Raw genomic sequence first — 14,499 nt, 5'->3', positions numbered from 1 at the left:
GTGACACCCACCCCCTACTTTCGTAGGGGGTGGGTGTCGCACAACGGCGGATCAAAGGACGGCTGGGGCTTTCTAGCGTCCAATCCATGGAAAAACGGACCACCTGGACCACCTCCCACGACCGTGTCCTGGCGCAGCGCCGTGCTGAAGGCTGGATGTTCCTGATCGAAGCGGCTCGTGATCTGCGGACCACCGGTGCCATAGCCCCCAGCGGCACGGCGCTGGCCCGCGCCCTGACCGATCCCGTCCGGGCCCAGGCGCCCCGCCCCCTGGCGGTCCTGGAAGCCGGTGCCGGCACCGGTCCGGTCACCCGGTCCCTGATCGCACAGCTCTCCCGGGGCAGCCGCCTGGACGTCGTGGAGGCCAACCCTCGATTCGCCGACCGACTGCGCCACCTCGTCGCCACGCACCCAGGCACGGTCGGCCGATCCGGGCAGGTGACGGTGCACCAGACCTATGTCGAGCAGTTCGACACCACCCAGCGCTACGACGTGATCGTTTCCGGCCTGCCGCTGACCAATTTCACCCCCGCCCAGGTCGAGCGCATCATGGCCCGCTACATGGACCTGCTGCACCCCGGCGGCACGCTCACCTACTTCGCCTATCTCGGAACCCGCAAGGCCCGGGCCCTGACCGCCTCTCGGGCCGAATCCCGCCGCCATGCCGCAGTCGACGAGGTCATGGCCTCCTATCAGCGCGCCTACGCCACAGGCCGCTGGACGGTGTGGGCCAATCTGCCCCCGGCCCACGTCTGGCACCTGCAACGCCCCCTCGTCCGCACCGACCACCCCGAACAGCAGTCCGAACAGCAGCCCGAGGAGCAGTCGGACAGGGCACGACGGCGGTGAACGAGCTCTCCGGCATCCTCGGCCACCTCCCCCCTGCCTGCGCCTACACGGTGGTGGTCCTGGCTGTCCTGGCCGAGTCGATCCTCCTGGTCGGCGCATTCATCCCCACACTCTCCCTGCTGCTGACCGCAGGCGCCCTCTCCCGCACCGGTTACCTCGATCTTCCCGTCGTCATCGCTGCCGCAGCCGGCGCCGTCGCGGTGGGCGACTTCCTGGCCCACCGCACCGGCAGGCTCCTCGGACACCGGCTGGGCGCGGGCCGCGTGGGCCGTCGCATCCCCGACGCCGCCTGGCACCGGGCCGAGACCCTGATGACCCGCCACGGCGGCCGGGCCGTGCTCCTGGCCCGTTTCCTGCCCGTGGTCCGAACCCTCGCCCCCCACTTCGCAGGCGCCACCCGACTCCCCTACTGCCGCATCGCCCCCTACAGCTTCACCGCCGCCTGCCTATGGGCCACAGCAGAAGCCACCAGCGGCTACGCCGCAGCGACGTCCCTCCAGCGGACGCTCACTCTGGGCGCCCCGGTGGTTGCCGTGGCCGTCCTGTCGGCCATCGGGGTGGCAGGTGTGGCAGTCCTACGGCGTCGCCCGAGACGCCACACACGACAGGCCACAGCCACCGGCCCGTCGGCGCCGACGAGGTGCGGCGGCAGATCCGCACGGTCGGTGACAGGTTCGCGGTGCGCCGGCGAAGGTGAAGTGCCGTACGCCCAGGCCCGGGTGCACGTCGGCGGCTACCACCTGATCCAGCACTCATCAGCACCGGACGGATACTGCGGCAGACCGGTCGGTTGCCCGGCCCCTTTGACATCAGGCGAGAGCTCTCGGCCTCGCTGATACCGCAAGAGGGCAAGAGTGCTGGCGTCGTCAGGCTGGGCGCCGTCATGATGGGCGTCGGAGGTTCTTCCTCTTCGGCACGGCGTGTCTCGTACTCGGCGCGATGGATGTTCTGGGGCCCTCATGACCAGCGAAACCCCGGCCTGTCCGGAGTGCGGCCAACCCATGGAGTCCGGTGGTTCCGCGCTTTCCAGACGTGGCAGCGACGGCCGGCGAGCCTGCCGGATGCTCTGGAGGTGTAGCGACCGGCATGTCTGGTGGCGTTGGGCGGACGAGCCCACGGAGCCACTGGAGGTCTGCCCGGTCCCGGAGCTGTTTCACTGACATCCAACGCTGACATCAACGACCACGTACAGCCGCGACATTCAGCAGCCGGGCGGGACCCAGAGTGCGAGGCAGAGCCCCGGCCAGCCCGAGGGAAGATCGAACTCCTAAAGCGGGTGTCGCCTGCCTTCCCGGACGATGACCCGCTCCCACTCCGCGAGGAGCCGCTCGGACCACACGATCTCGTGAACGGAGTCCTCCGTGAGGGCCAGCATCACGTCCATCACCGAGAACGGAAACAAGACGTTGGTGTCCACGAAGACCCGTGGTGCCACGCTTCCCCCTTCTGCTTTGCCGCCGGCGGTGAGAACCGGATCAACTGGCCGATTCGGTGTCGTCCAACACGTCGGCGATCTGACGCCGCCCCTCCCTGCGGCGCTCGCGCCGCTCCTGGAACGCCAGCACATCGGCAAGGCGCACCACACGGTGACTACTTCCGGGCAGATTCGTCGACGGTATGTCACCAGCATCAAGCAGGCGGGTGACAAACGGTCGAGACAAGCCCAGAAGCTCAGCAGTCTCAGCGGGCGACAGCTCAACCTCGGAGGCCAGGACCGTAACCGCATGCCCGCGGGCCAGTTCACCGGCGGAGGCGAGGAGAATGCGGACCAGTTCCCGTGGCAGCGCCAGCTCGCCACCATCCGAGGTACGCACCAGAACCTGAACCTGCTCTGGCGCCATTCGGGCAGTCGCGGCGAGTGCACACTGATGTGAGGGATTCGGTTCAACCTTTTCAGCGCGGGCAAGAACGCTGGTACGAGCCATAGCCTCCTCCAATCGCTGTCCCAGGCAAGAACCCATCTGCAATAACTGTAACTGAGGGGTCTTGCACGGACAACCGTGTGGTCACCAGGGGCGGTCACGACGGTCAGAGGACCTGCCTGGCGCTGTGACGGCACCCCGATCAGCACACCTGGTGAAGGTAGGCAGACCAGCCGGAGGCGTTGAAGATCTGCCCAGTTCCGGGGCTGTTTCGATGACATCCAATGCTGACATCAACGAGGCCGGACGGCGGCACACAGGGGCACTCCTGGGCGACTGTCGGATCAACCGACGACGGCAACAGAGCCGGGCGTAGATCGAACCCCTGAAGCGGGTGTCGCAGGTTCGAATCCTCACGGTCTCACCGGAGCCACCGCCCGACGACTACGCCGCCACGTTGCCCTGATTGCCGCTGGCCGGCACGCATGCTCAAGACTGACTCCTCGTCATCCTGTTTTGGTCGGAACAGGGACAGATCTCGAACGAAAAATATGACCGCACGCAACCGAATATTCGCGGGCCGGAGAGAGGCGCGGAACGCGCGAGTGGACGTCAAAAACTGTTTCGCGGTTGCACTGAATATCGCCAAAATCGGGCGATAGTTTTCAGCCATAACTTCTGGGGGCGTGGCGGTATTTTTCATGTACATGTACTCTCGCCGAGTTACGGGGCAGCGCAGACAATGTCCCCTGCCTTGCCGGCCAGTCTGAAATTCGCGCTTCCGGGGTATTCCCGCGCGAACCGACAGCCGGTCCGGTGGGTCTTTAGTCATGTCGACGAACCGCTGACTTCAGTTCGCACCGCTACCCCGAGGGCCTGACCACCTTCATGTCTCCCCACATAACCGCCGGCCGTCGCCCCCTGGCCATCTGGCTGATTCCCCTGCTGTGGACCCTGGCCTTAGGTGTGTGGGGACTGTCCCGGCAGCACAGCCTGTGGCGGGACGAGGCGGCGACCTGGCAGGTGGCCCGGCGACCCACCCCCGAGATTTGGCACATGCTGGGGCAGGTCGACGCCGTACACGGGCTCTACTACCTGCTGATGCACGGACTCTTCACATGCTTCGGGCCCGGCACGACGACGCTGCGGCTGCCCTCCGTGCTGGCCATGGCGGTAGCCGCGGCCTGCGTGACAGTCATCGGCCGGCGACTGGCCGGGGCCTGGGCGGGCCTGGGGGCAGGGCTGTCACTCGGCCTGCTTCCGGCGGTGCAGTTCTACCTCCAGGAGGGGCGCCCGTACGCACTGGTCACGGCCGGAGCCGCAATCTCGACGCTGCTGCTGGTGACCGTGCTCAAGGGCCGTGGCAGAACAGCGCAGTGGGCGGCCTACGCCGGCGTGGTCCTGCTGTGCGCGTTGCTGAACTGGCTGTCGCTGATGATTCTGCCCGCGCACGCGGCAACCCTGATCTGGACGCGGGCCCGGCGCGAGGTGTGGACCCGCTGGACGGCGGCCTCGGCGGCTGCCGTGGCGGGCGCGCTGCCCCTGATCCTGTTCACCCGGAGCCAGTCCGAACAGATCTCCTGGATTCCGCCGCTGACCTGGCACATGATGATCGGCCCGGCAGTCCTGCTGGCGATCGGCGGCCTCGGAACGCTGCTGGACCGGCCGCGGGCGGGCCGACTGTCGGCGGCGGCCGTGGGGCTGCCGCTCCTTGCGGTGCCGCAACTCATCCTGATCGGCCTTTCCCTGGTCCAGCCGCTGTTCCTGGACCGGTACGTCCTGTTCAGCCTGCTGGGTCTGGCGCTGCTGATCGGGACAGCGCTGGGCACGGCGGTAGGGGCGGCCACGCCGCGCTTCCCGAAGGCATCGCCATGGATCCTCCCCGTGGTGGTCGCCGTGGCGATGGTGGCGCTGCTCCCTCAGGCACTGGCCAAGCGCTCCCCGGCCAGCCGGGTGGACGACGTCTTCGCCGTGGCGCTGGACGTACGGCGGCTCAAGGAGCCCGGAGACGCGGTGCTCTTCTTACCGGCGGAACGACGCGACACCAAGCTGGTCTCCCCCCGCGCCTTCAGCGGTCTGCGGGACATAGCCCTGACCGAGAGTCCGGAGAAGTCCGGGACGTTTAAGGGCGTGGAGGCCGACCCGGCCCGGATCCGGACCGCCATACTGGCCCAACGACGGATCCTGCTGGTGACGGACGCGGCGAAGGTCGCGAGGCCGGTGTCGGCGCAGCGGGACCGGATGAAGACCTCAGTGCTGAAGAAGTACTTCACGCCGGTGGCGGACGAGCAGGTCCGCGGTCGCAGGGTGACGGTGTACCTGCGCGTCGAGAGCCCGTGACGGGAAGCAGAGCGGGATGTTCGGGAGATCGACATCGCCGTCCGCGCACGCAAACGGCCCCGGACAAGCGGTCCGGGGCCGAACACAGCCGATGGTGCGGGCGACCGACTCGCAGCCGAGCGGCCACCAGCAAGGTGGATCCTTCCGCTAGATCGATCGCCGACGCTAGTGCTGTGACCGGAAAGGTTTGCCGGTAAGCCCGCGGCGTCCGGTGCGGTGCATCGCAAGGCGGAGCATCGCCCGCGTACTGGATGTACTCGGGTGATGCGACAACGCAGCGAGGTGCCGTGCCGGGCGTCGCGGGCCGGTGAACCTTTCCGGTCACAGCACTAGTAGTGCTTGGTCAGGTTGGTATCGCCGTGGGTATGTCGCGGTGGCAGGTGGGGCAGGCGCCGGTCCAGAGGGCGAGGAGTGTCTGCAGCTCGCGGACGACTTGGTAGAGGCTCAGGCCGGCGCCGTGTCTTTTGGGGATCGGTTCAGCCGCTGCAGGGTGCAGAAGGCGTGCGCGACGGAGACGAGGGTGACGTGGTGGTGCCAGCCGTTCCAGGTCCGGCCCTCGAAGTGGGCCAGGCCCAGGGCCTGCTTCATCTCGCGGTAGTCGTGCTCGATGCGCCAGCGCAGTTTGGCGAGCCGGACCAGCGTGGTGAGCGGGGTGTCGGCGGGCAGGTCGGACAGCCAGAACTGCACCGGCTCCGGTTCGGTGGCGGGCCATTCGGCCAGCAGCCAGGACTCGGGCAGTTCCGGGCCGTCGGTGGCCTGCCGGATCTCGCGCCCGGCAGGCCGGATCCGCAGGGCCACGAAACGGGAGTACATGCGCCTGCGGCCGGAGCGGCCGGTGCCGGGACGGGATCCCTCCCGCCACTGCACCGGCCGTGCGGCCTTCCGGCCCGCGGCGAGGACCAGCTCTTTCACCGACCGGGCCGGGTCGGGGTACTTCGCAACCGGCGGGCGTCCGTGCCCCGAGTACGGCTCGCACACCGGGACCGCGTCGTCGGGTTGCGCCGACATGGTGGTGGAGATCCCCACCACGTAGCGAAGACCCCGGGCCTGCAGGCCGAGCCGGAAGGCCGCGGCGTCGCCGTATCCAGCGTCCGCGACGGCCAGCGGCACCTCGATCCCCCAGGAGCGGACCTCGTCGAGCATGTCCAGGGCCAGCTGCCACTTCTCCACGTGCCCGACGTCCGGCGGGATGCCGCAGGCGGTGCGGCGGGCGATCTTGCACGGGTCGGCCTTCGGTGAGGCCGGGTCCCAGGTCTCGGGCAGGAACAGCCGCCAGTCGACCGCAGCCGAGGCATGGTCGGAGGCGAGGTGGAGCGAGACGCCCACCTGGCAGTTGGTGACCTTGCCCGCAGTGCCGGTGTACTGCCGCGACACACACGCCGAGGCACTCCCGTCCTTCAGGAACCCGGTGTCGTCGAAGACCAGGGCCCTGGGCTTGATCGCCGCCTCCATCCGCCAGGCGAGCCGGGCCCGGACGTGAGCCGGGTTCCAGGGGCTGGTGGTGATGAAGTTGGCGAGAGCCTGACGGTTGCCGTCAGCCCCGAGCCGGGCGGCCATCGGCTCGATGGACTTGCGTTTGCCGTCGGTCAGCAGTCCCCGAAGGTAGACCTGCCCCCACCGGCGCTGGTCCTTGCGCGCGAACGGCTCGAACACCTCCTCCGCGAACGCCTCCAGCTCACCACGCACCACAGCAATCTCGTCCGGAGTCACACCCCCTCAACACCACACCGGACCCGAAGGACACGCACCAGCCCCATCAACCTGACCAAGCACTACTAGATGGCGCCAAGGACAGGAACTCGTTGTGCGATCCAGAGGGCGCGCCTGCCTGAGGGTTGCAGTTCGGGTTGCATTCGCCTGCTCAGGTTGGCTCAGGCGTTGGGGCGCTTGCCGTGATTGGCCTTCTTCTTCTTACGGCCGCGTCGTTTGTTCCCTCGCTTAGCCATGGCACACATCTCCCTAATCCGGGATTTTCTACTGCCAGTCTAGATTCGGCCCGGGGTGTCCGCATCAGTGGTGCTGCGGGCACAGCGCATATACACCGGCGCTCCACCTGGCTGCGTCGACCTTGATCCCGCCTCCAGGCGAAGGCCTGTGGACGTCTGGTGGCAGGCGCCAGAGCCCCGTGCAGCGCGCGTGCTTTCACCATGCCACCGGGTGTGGTCCGCTGACGTAGCGTCGGTCCAGGAGTCGGCAGCCGGTGAGCCGGGCCATGGTGCGCATCCACAGGGGGGCGACTGCTGTGCCCGGGGCGGCTCAATGCGCATCGCTGCGTGTGCCCCGCCGCGGGTCCGGCACCGGGCGCGGCCGCTGGGCGAGTCGAACGAACGGCCCTGCCCTGCCCGCGTTCGGCAGCAGCCTCCCGGTGGTGGCGAGGGAGGGCGTACGACAGCTGGTGCGGCGGCACACGGAAATCTGTCACGGCGAGGCCATATCCTCGCTCCTGGCAGAGTTAAGGTTGTTGTTACGAGGCAGATGGCGCCGGGGCTTCGGAGCGCGGGTGCCACCCATGCCGCGGGTTCCTGCCGAGCCCCGAGACGAAGGTGCCATGCCCGACCGCAAAACCCCTGCCGCCAGCAACCTCGACGACGACGACTACCCCGCCTACACCATGGGGCGGGCCGCGGACATTCTCGGTGCCACCCCCGCCTTTCTCCGGGCCGTCGGCAAAGCCGGGCTGATCACACCCCTGCGTTCGGGAGGCGGCCACCGTCGGTACTCCCGCCGCCAGCTGCGCGTCGCCGCCCGCGCCCGTGAGCTGGTGGGCCAGGGCACTCCCGTCGAGGCCGCGTGCCGCATCGTCTCTCTTGAGGACCAGCTCGGCGACGCCCTGCGCACGAACCGGGAAATGCGCCGGAAGCTGGACGAGTGCTGCGCAGATATCTAGTCCCGCCGGTACAGAATCACGGCGCCACTGTGACGCGAACATTATCGGACGCTCCGGAAACGCATGGGTGTCACGACCCAGCCTGTGTTAGCGTGATACCAGTTGCAGTTTTGGTTACCAGAGATTTTTCTTTGCAGAGCTTTCCGGAACCTTCCGGAGGGGTGATCATCGCGGCGACTCGGGCTCCGTAAAGTGCGGGGTCCGGCACTGCCCCCCAAGGGAGATTCAATATGGCATCTGGCACCGTGAAGTGGTTCAACGCGGAAAAGGGCTTCGGCTTCATCGAGCAGGACGGCGGCGGCCCGGACGTCTTCGCCCACTACTCGAACATCGCCACCCAGGGCTTCCGCGAGCTTCAGGAAGGCCAGAAGGTGACCTTCGACGTCACGCAGGGCCAGAAGGGCCCGCAGGCCGAGAACATCGTTCCCGCCTGACGCTGACGCGAACCGTCGCGAGCCAGTGGTTCGCGCATCATGTGGCTGGGGCCCGCGCCCTTGAGGTGCGGGCCCCAGCTCATTGCTGTCCCTGCTTTCCGGTTTTCCAGCTTTCCGATTTTCCGGATTTCCGTCTTCCATCGGGCCGTCAACATCCCCCCGACCGCCCCACGAAACCCGGATTTTCTTTATTCTCCGGCTCATTCTTGCGAATCCTCGCGCGGCCACAGCCGCCGATTGGAATTCCTCGATACGCCGCATCGAGGAAGGTTCCTCCATGAACCGCACCCCCCGTCGCTCCGACGGCGCTTCCGGTGGCTTCCGCAAGGAGAGAAGGTCCGCGCGTTCGGCAGGATCCGCTCGCGCCGGCCGCTTCCGCGCGCAGGAGACGGGCCGTCAGAGCCCCCGCCCGGGCGCCGGACGGAAGAACGGCCGGGGTGCGCGTTCCGCCCCGCGCCGACAGGACCAGGAATTCGCCCTGCCGGTCACCCTCACCGAGCCGCTGCCGGCGGTCGAGACGTTCGCCGAACTGGGCATGCCTGCAAGGCTGTTGGCCACGCTCGGCACCGAGGGCGTGACTGTGCCCTTCCCGATCCAGGCGGCCACACTGCCGAACGCGCTGGCCGGCCGGGACGTCCTGGGGCGGGGTCGTACCGGCTCGGGCAAGACGCTCGCCTTCGGCCTGCCGGTGCTGGCCCGTCTGGACGGACAGCGGGCAGAGCCCCGGCAGCCGCTCGCCCTCGTCCTCGTCCCCACCCGGGAACTGGCCCAGCAGGTCACCGACGCACTCACTCCCTACGCCCGCGCCCTGCGGCTGCGGCTCGCCACCGTGGTGGGCGGCATGTCGATGGGCCGCCAGGTGAGCGCGCTGCGCGGCGGCGCCGAGCTCGTCGTCGCGACACCCGGCCGGCTCAAGGACCTCATCGAACGGGGTGACTGCCGGCTCGACCGGGTCGCCGTCACCGTCCTGGACGAGGCCGACCAGATGGCCGACATGGGGTTCATGCCGCAGGTGACCGCACTGCTCGACCAAGTCCCCGCCGACGGCCAGCGGTTGCTGTTCTCGGCCACCCTCGACCGCAACATCGACCTCCTGGTACGCCGCTACCTCCACGACCCCGTGGTGCACTCGGTCGACCCGTCCGCGGGAGCCGTCACCACCATGGAGCACCACCTGCTGCACGTGCACGAGGACGACAAGAACACCGCCGCGACCGAGATCGCCGCACGCGACGGACGCGTGATCATGTTCCTGGACACCAAACACGCGGTGGACCGGCTGGCCAAGCACCTGTTGTCCGTCGGGGTGCGTGCCTCGGCCCTGCACGGCGGCAGGTCCCAGTCGCAGCGCAACCGGACACTCGCCCAGTTCAAGGACGGCCACGTCACGGCCCTGGTGGCCACCAACGTCGCCGCCCGCGGAATCCACGTCGAGGGCCTCGACCTCGTCGTGAACGTCGACCCTCCCGGCGACCACAAGGACTACCTCCACCGCGGTGGCCGTACCGCACGTGCCGGTGAGTCCGGCACGGTCGTCACTCTCGTGCTGCCGCACCAGCGGCGCACGATGGACCGCCTCATGGCCGACGCCGGCATCGCTGCGAACACCGTCCAGATCCGCCCGGGCGAGGGCGAGCTGCAGCGCATCACCGGTGCCCGGAGCCCCTCCGGCATACCCGTCGTCCTCACCACGCCGGCCGACGGACGCAGCGAGGGCGGCGGATCTGCCGGCCGGCGTCGCAGGGGCCGGGCCGCCGGCCGTGCGGGGAGCGGCCAGGAGGGCGGCCGTGGCAGATCCGGCCCGGCCGCCGCCCGGGGCCGTCGGCCCGCTCGCAGGAACAACCCCTGACCCGAACGCGGGGAAGCGCTCCCTGCGGGGCCCTGGGCGTCCTCGCTCTCACCCCCTGACCACCGTCAGCCCCCCGTCCGACCCCGTCCACCCCGCTCGACCGCCGTCATGCCATCGCCCTCTCTGGCGTCCTTCCCCACCCCTGTGGAGGCATCCATGCGCTGTGTCATCGCTCGCTACCCCTTCGACCTGACCAAAGGCGAGGTCGAACAAGCCATGAGCGGCATCACGCCCGAAGCCGTCACCGGCGTGTCGGCGACCATCGGCCGCCGCGTCTACCCCGTGATGCAGATCGGGGAAGTGATCACCAGGCAGAACCGCCGGGACTTCACCGCGGGTGAGATGCGCCGCGCACTGACCCGGCTCGGCTTCACCTGCCACGACGCACCCCCGGCCGCACCGGCCCAGGACGCACTCGGCTGGTGACACCATCGCCGGCGGACGTGATGCGGCGTCCGCTGGTCGGGACACCGAGAGCGCGCGCATCCTCTCGGTGGGGTCGGTCGGTCTGAGGCCACGGTGCCGATTCCCCGGTGCTGCACGGCCGGTACGACGTCCTTGAGCCGACACTGCGATCCGGGTCCTGCGGCGGGCGGAATCGGCGAAGACGAACCGGCGCAGGACCAGGAAACGTCCGGCTCCGGCGAGCCCGGCGGCGCCGAGGTAGACGGCCTGCTCGGACAAGAACCCCGGCGACGGCCGCACCATGTGCAGAACGGCCATCGCGGCGCAGGTCACCGCGTAGGCCGCCGCGGCCGACCCCGCGGACTGCCAGTGCCGGCGCCACCCGGCGCGCCGCCCGGCCCCGAAGGTGAAGCGTGCGTGGAGCTCCGTACAGAGGAGGGTGGAGGCGACGGTGATCAGCGCGTTCGCCACCGCCCAGGGCATCAGAGCGGCGCACAGTGACACAGCGGCGCCGGAGGCGACCCCGGCACCGCCGCCGCACAGGACGAAGCGGGCGAAGGCAGCGGCTGGACCGGGAGCGACGGCCAGGGTCCGCCCTGCGTCGTTCTGGTCGGTCGCCGTCCACCCCGTACGTGGCGTGACCCACGCCCCACACCGCGCTTCGAACACCGTCTCCGGCTTCGGCTTCGGCTTCGACGCGGGCGGCGATTTCATGGGTTTCCCTCCGGACGGGGTGGCTGTGAACCTCTGTGGCGGGTCAAGTCGGCCCCTGCCGCTGCCCGCTCGCGGCGCCGAGGCGGTGCGCCCCCGAACCGGGGCACCCTCCGGCCGAGGGCCGGTCCGTCAGCTCGCCGTGTCCGAGGTGGCCGACGCGACGGTGTTGCCGGTCACCGTGCCGGTGGCACCGTCGATGGTGACCAGGTGCCGGACGCCGTCGGTGCCCAGCACCTCGACCTCCCACGCGCTTCCGCCACCCTGCTCCGCGATCACGCGCAGCGCGTCCGCCTTGCCACCGGAGACCGCCTTGTCGGCCGCCGCGATCGCCTTCTCGGCCGAAACCGCCGGCAGCGGCGCGGGCGCGAGGGTCCCTTCAGTGCTCTGACCGCTCTGGTTTCCCTGAGTGCCTCGGCTGCCCTGGCTGGTGCCCTGATGGTCGGTACCGGCCGTGGATTCGTCGTTCCGGCCGTCGCGACCGCCTCGTGCCTGCTCGTACGCACGCTGCCGACCGACGTCGCCGCCCGCCCGGCCGTGCTCTGCCGCAATCCGGCCGTGGTCGCCACTTTCACCGAGGTCGTGGTGGACGACCGCAGCGACGCCGGTCACGGCCGCGGCCGCCAGGAGAACCGCGGCGCCGATGACGGCCCCACGACGCCGGCTCACCTGCCGGAGGCGCGCCCGGAAGGTCTTGGCCGGCTTCGGCGGCGTGACCGGTGAGCCCGGCGTCAGCTCGGGCTGCTTCGGGGCTTCGGGTTGGGACATGCTCGGGCTCCTGATCGCTTCGACCGGTCCGCTGCCGGCGGCTGTGATCAGCTTGGGATGCCGGTGCTGAAGCCAGGCTGAAGGTCGCTGAAGGCGTCTTCAGCCACCGCCTGTCCCGCGTGCGAGGCTGTATGACGTGCGCGTACTGGTGGTCGAGGACGAGAAGCGGCTGGCCGCCGCTCTGCAGCGGGGTCTCATGGCCGAGGGGTTCGCCGTCGATGTGGCCCACGACGGGTACCAGGGGCTGTGGCTCGCCCTGGAGCACAGTTACGACGTGATCATGCTCGACATCATGCTGCCCGGCCTCAACGGCTACCGGGTCTGCGCGAGGCTGCGCTCGGCCGGAAGCGACACACCGATCCTGATGCTCACGGCCAAGGACGGGGAGTACGACGAGGCCGAGGCGCTGGACACCGGTGCCGACGACTTCCTGTCCAAGCCGTTCTCCTACGTCGTCCTGGTCGCCCGGCTCCGTGCGCTCCATCGCCGTACCGGCCACCGGGTCCCTCCGACAGTCCGGCTCGGTGACCTGGTGATCGATCCGGCCCGCCACACATGCGTACGTGGGAGCACCGACGTCCGGCTCACCGCACGGGAGTTCGCCATTCTGGAGTACCTGGCCCGCCATGCCGGCGAGGTCGTGTCCAAGCGCGAGATCCTCGAACACGTCTGGGACTCGGCCTTCGAGGCGGATCTCAATCTCGTCGAGGTCCACGTCAGCGCCGTACGCCGCAAGATCGACACCTCCTTCGGGCGCTCGGCCCTGGAGACCGTCCGCGGTGCCGGATACCGGCTGGCGGCCGACGGTGGCTAGCCGACTCGTCCCGCGCGCCGACGGGATACCTGCAGCGCTCCGGCGACTGCGCTCCACCGCCCTGAGACTCGTACGGCACCCGTGGCCGGGATCGGTGCGGGCCCGGGCGACGCTCGGGGCGACGGCGGTCGTCGCCCTGGCACTGACCGCAGCTTCCTTCGCGCTGTTCGCCCTTCTGCACGCCGACCTCCAGCGCAACGCCAACGACGCGGCCACCGCGCAGGCGGACACCGTCGGTCAACTGGCCGCCCAGGGCAAGCTGCCCGACCTGCTGCCCCTCACCCACGGCGCCGACTTCATCCAGGTCGTCGACAGCAGCGGGCGCGTGGTGGCCGCCAGCCAGAACCTCATCGGCCGCCCGGCCGTCGGCCGCCTGCGCCCCCATGAGGGCAAGCTGCGCGCCACCTGGTCCGGGGAACGGTTCGGCGAAGGACACCGCCAGCGGATCGTCGCCGTCACCGCCCAGACCCCTGACGGCGCGGTCACCGTGTACGCAGGCACGTCGCTGCGGGACGCGGACGCGGCCGACGAGATCACCAAGGCCGCGCTGGGCATCGGCACACCACTGCTGCTGGCCACGGTCGCCCTGGTCACCTGGTGGGTGACCGGCCGGGCCCTGCGTCCGGTGGAAGCCATCCGCTGCGAGGTCGCCGAGATCACCGGACACGCTCTGCACCGCCGCGTCCCGGTACCGGCCGCCCAGGACGAAGTCGCTCGGCTCGCACGCACCATGAACACCACCCTCGACCGTCTGGAGGACGCCGTCGTCCGCCAGCGCCGGTTCATCGCCGACGCCTCGCATGAACTACGCAGCCCCATCACCGTTCTGCGCACCCAGTTGGAGGTCGCCCTCGCCCATCCTGACCCGGCCCTGTGGCCGGACCTGGTCAGCGAGGTCCTGGAGGACACCGTCCGGCTCCAGGACCTCGCCTCCGACCTGCTGCTCCTCGCCCGGCTGGATGCGGCCGAGCCGGTCAGCCGCCTCCCGCTGGACATGGCCGAACTCTGCCGTTCGACCGTTGCCGCGCGCCACGGCGACCGGCTCACCATCGACACCAGGCTGCAACCCGGCCTCACCGTCGAGGGCAACCGCGGCCGGCTGATCAGGCTCCTCACCAACCTCCTCGACAATGCCCAACGGCATGCCGATCACCGCATCGAACTGACGCTGCACACCGACCCGGACGCCGACCTGGCCGTACTGGAGGTGACCGACGACGGACCCGGCATTCCCGGTGCCGACCGTGAGCGGATCTTCGAGCGCTTCACCCGCCTGGACGACGCCCGCAGCCGGGACCACGGCGGAGCCGGCCTCGGGCTGGCCATCGCCCGCGACATCGCCCACCAGCACCACGGCACGCTCCGCGTCGAACCCCACCCGCACGGCGCCCGGCTCGTCGCCCGCCTCCCGCTGTCGCCGTCCGGGCCCTGAAGCGGACGCTCCTGCCCCACGGCGGGCTTCCGTTGCCGACCGGTCGGATCAGCCCTTGACGGTCTGCCCGGTGCCAGAGCCGCATCGACCAATGTGGTGAACCGTGGTGATGTCCGATGGGTAGGAGACACCCACGCCGAGCGGTCCTG

The 14,499-nt window shown here is 69.6% G+C and carries 14 protein-coding genes and 1 pseudogene; 9 read left to right on the top strand and 6 right to left on the bottom strand.

Annotation, left to right across the window (positions count from 1 at the left end; genetic code table 11):
• Positions 1 to 86: 86 nt before the first annotated feature.
• Together ACSYGN_RS20655 and ACSYGN_RS20650 are read left to right on the top strand one after the other, a co-directional pair.
• Positions 87 to 848 carry a class I SAM-dependent methyltransferase gene (locus tag ACSYGN_RS20655; protein ID WP_460397745.1) on the top strand — a complete coding sequence of 254 codons (762 nt, stop codon included), beginning with the start codon at positions 87 to 89 and terminating at the stop codon, positions 846 to 848.
• Complete coding sequence (locus ACSYGN_RS20650; RefSeq protein WP_460397743.1) at positions 845 to 1,684, top strand: DedA family protein; 840 nt, start codon at positions 845 to 847, stop codon at positions 1,682 to 1,684. The genes ACSYGN_RS20655 and ACSYGN_RS20650 overlap by 4 nt, the downstream gene beginning before the upstream one ends.
• Positions 1,685 to 2,115: 431 nt before the next feature.
• On the opposite strand, the gene ACSYGN_RS20645 is transcribed toward ACSYGN_RS20650, so the two are convergent.
• Together ACSYGN_RS20645 and ACSYGN_RS20640 are read right to left on the bottom strand one after the other, a co-directional pair.
• Positions 2,116 to 2,283 (bottom strand): hypothetical protein, encoded by a 168-nt coding sequence (locus ACSYGN_RS20645; RefSeq protein WP_460397741.1) that lies wholly within the window; start codon positions 2,281 to 2,283, stop codon positions 2,116 to 2,118.
• Between the two features lie 40 nt (positions 2,284 to 2,323).
• On the bottom strand, positions 2,324 to 2,773 hold the full coding sequence (locus tag ACSYGN_RS20640) for a helix-turn-helix domain-containing protein (protein ID WP_460397739.1): 450 nt from the start codon (positions 2,771 to 2,773) through the stop codon (positions 2,324 to 2,326).
• An 825-nt stretch (positions 2,774 to 3,598) separates the two neighbouring features.
• Here ACSYGN_RS20640 and ACSYGN_RS20635 point away from each other — a divergent pair.
• Positions 3,599 to 5,050, top strand: coding sequence for a glycosyltransferase family 39 protein (locus ACSYGN_RS20635; RefSeq protein ID WP_460397737.1), 1,452 nt, complete (start codon positions 3,599 to 3,601; stop codon positions 5,048 to 5,050).
• A gap of 444 nt (positions 5,051 to 5,494) precedes the next feature.
• Here ACSYGN_RS20635 and ACSYGN_RS20630 read toward each other — a convergent pair whose 3' ends face one another.
• Both ACSYGN_RS20630 and ACSYGN_RS20625 read right to left on the bottom strand, forming a co-directional pair.
• Positions 5,495 to 6,760 carry an IS701 family transposase gene (locus ACSYGN_RS20630; protein ID WP_460390556.1) on the bottom strand — a complete coding sequence of 422 codons (1,266 nt, stop codon included), beginning with the start codon at positions 6,758 to 6,760 and terminating at the stop codon, positions 5,495 to 5,497.
• A gap of 161 nt (positions 6,761 to 6,921) precedes the next feature.
• Positions 6,922 to 6,996: a 50S ribosomal protein bL37 gene (locus tag ACSYGN_RS20625; protein ID WP_099504217.1), complete on the bottom strand. Its 75-nt coding sequence runs from the start codon at positions 6,994 to 6,996 to the stop codon at positions 6,922 to 6,924.
• 602 nt (positions 6,997 to 7,598) lie between these two features.
• Here ACSYGN_RS20625 and ACSYGN_RS20620 point away from each other — a divergent pair.
• The 4 genes from ACSYGN_RS20620 (at position 7,599) to ACSYGN_RS20605 (ending at position 10,646) form a co-directional block, all read left to right on the top strand.
• Positions 7,599 to 7,937, top strand: a complete 339-nt coding sequence (locus ACSYGN_RS20620) for a MerR family transcriptional regulator (protein WP_460397735.1) — start codon at positions 7,599 to 7,601, stop codon at positions 7,935 to 7,937.
• A gap of 230 nt (positions 7,938 to 8,167) precedes the next feature.
• Positions 8,168 to 8,371 (top strand): cold-shock protein, encoded by a 204-nt coding sequence (locus ACSYGN_RS20615; protein ID WP_095751562.1) that lies wholly within the window; start codon positions 8,168 to 8,170, stop codon positions 8,369 to 8,371.
• A gap of 277 nt (positions 8,372 to 8,648) precedes the next feature.
• Positions 8,649 to 10,220 (top strand): DEAD/DEAH box helicase, encoded by a 1,572-nt coding sequence (locus ACSYGN_RS20610; RefSeq protein WP_460397733.1) that lies wholly within the window; start codon positions 8,649 to 8,651, stop codon positions 10,218 to 10,220.
• Between the two features lie 156 nt (positions 10,221 to 10,376).
• Entirely contained in the window at positions 10,377 to 10,646 is a 270-nt protein-coding gene (locus ACSYGN_RS20605; RefSeq protein ID WP_460397731.1) for an SCO5918 family protein, read from the top strand.
• Between the two features lie 153 nt (positions 10,647 to 10,799).
• Here the strand turns inward: ACSYGN_RS20605 and ACSYGN_RS20600 are convergent.
• Both ACSYGN_RS20600 and ACSYGN_RS20595 read right to left on the bottom strand, forming a co-directional pair.
• Positions 10,800 to 11,213, bottom strand: a pseudogene (locus tag ACSYGN_RS20600) (GtrA family protein); the annotation flags it as partial.
• Positions 11,214 to 11,468: 255 nt separating this feature from the next.
• The gene (locus ACSYGN_RS20595) at positions 11,469 to 12,104 is read right to left on the bottom strand and encodes a PepSY domain-containing protein (protein WP_460397729.1); all 636 of its coding nucleotides are present in this window, start codon (positions 12,102 to 12,104) and stop codon (positions 11,469 to 11,471) included.
• Between the two features lie 136 nt (positions 12,105 to 12,240).
• Between ACSYGN_RS20595 and ACSYGN_RS20590 the strand changes: the two genes are divergently transcribed.
• Positions 12,241 to 12,918: a response regulator transcription factor gene (locus ACSYGN_RS20590; RefSeq protein ID WP_460397727.1), complete on the top strand. Its 678-nt coding sequence runs from the start codon at positions 12,241 to 12,243 to the stop codon at positions 12,916 to 12,918.
• 61 nt (positions 12,919 to 12,979) lie between these two features.
• On the top strand, positions 12,980 to 14,350 hold the full coding sequence (locus ACSYGN_RS20585) for a sensor histidine kinase (RefSeq protein ID WP_460403608.1): 1,371 nt from the start codon (positions 12,980 to 12,982) through the stop codon (positions 14,348 to 14,350).
• Positions 14,351 to 14,499 lie beyond the last annotated feature (149 nt).

The organism is Streptomyces sp. YIM S03343 (genome assembly GCF_054729195.1).
The sequence above is the reverse complement of the archived record's forward strand: the minus strand, read 5'-3'. Positions and strand labels throughout refer to the sequence as shown.

What these genes read in the sequence shown, in the direction of transcription:
- ACSYGN_RS20655 (WP_460397745.1), top strand. Translation starts at nt 87, where the DNA reads ATGGAAAAACGGACCACCTGGACCACCTCCCACGACCGTGTCCTGGCG.
- ACSYGN_RS20605 (WP_460397731.1), top strand. Translation starts at nt 10,377, where the DNA reads ATGCGCTGTGTCATCGCTCGCTACCCCTTCGACCTGACCAAAGGCGAG.
- ACSYGN_RS20610 (WP_460397733.1), top strand. Translation starts at nt 8,649, where the DNA reads ATGAACCGCACCCCCCGTCGCTCCGACGGCGCTTCCGGTGGCTTCCGC.
- ACSYGN_RS20635 (WP_460397737.1), top strand. Translation starts at nt 3,599, where the DNA reads ATGTCTCCCCACATAACCGCCGGCCGTCGCCCCCTGGCCATCTGGCTG.
- ACSYGN_RS20620 (WP_460397735.1), top strand. Translation starts at nt 7,599, where the DNA reads ATGCCCGACCGCAAAACCCCTGCCGCCAGCAACCTCGACGACGACGAC.
- ACSYGN_RS20615 (WP_095751562.1), top strand. Translation starts at nt 8,168, where the DNA reads ATGGCATCTGGCACCGTGAAGTGGTTCAACGCGGAAAAGGGCTTCGGC.
- ACSYGN_RS20595 (WP_460397729.1), bottom strand. Translation starts at nt 12,104, where the DNA reads ATGTCCCAACCCGAAGCCCCGAAGCAGCCCGAGCTGACGCCGGGCTCA.
- ACSYGN_RS20640 (WP_460397739.1), bottom strand. Translation starts at nt 2,773, where the DNA reads ATGGCTCGTACCAGCGTTCTTGCCCGCGCTGAAAAGGTTGAACCGAAT.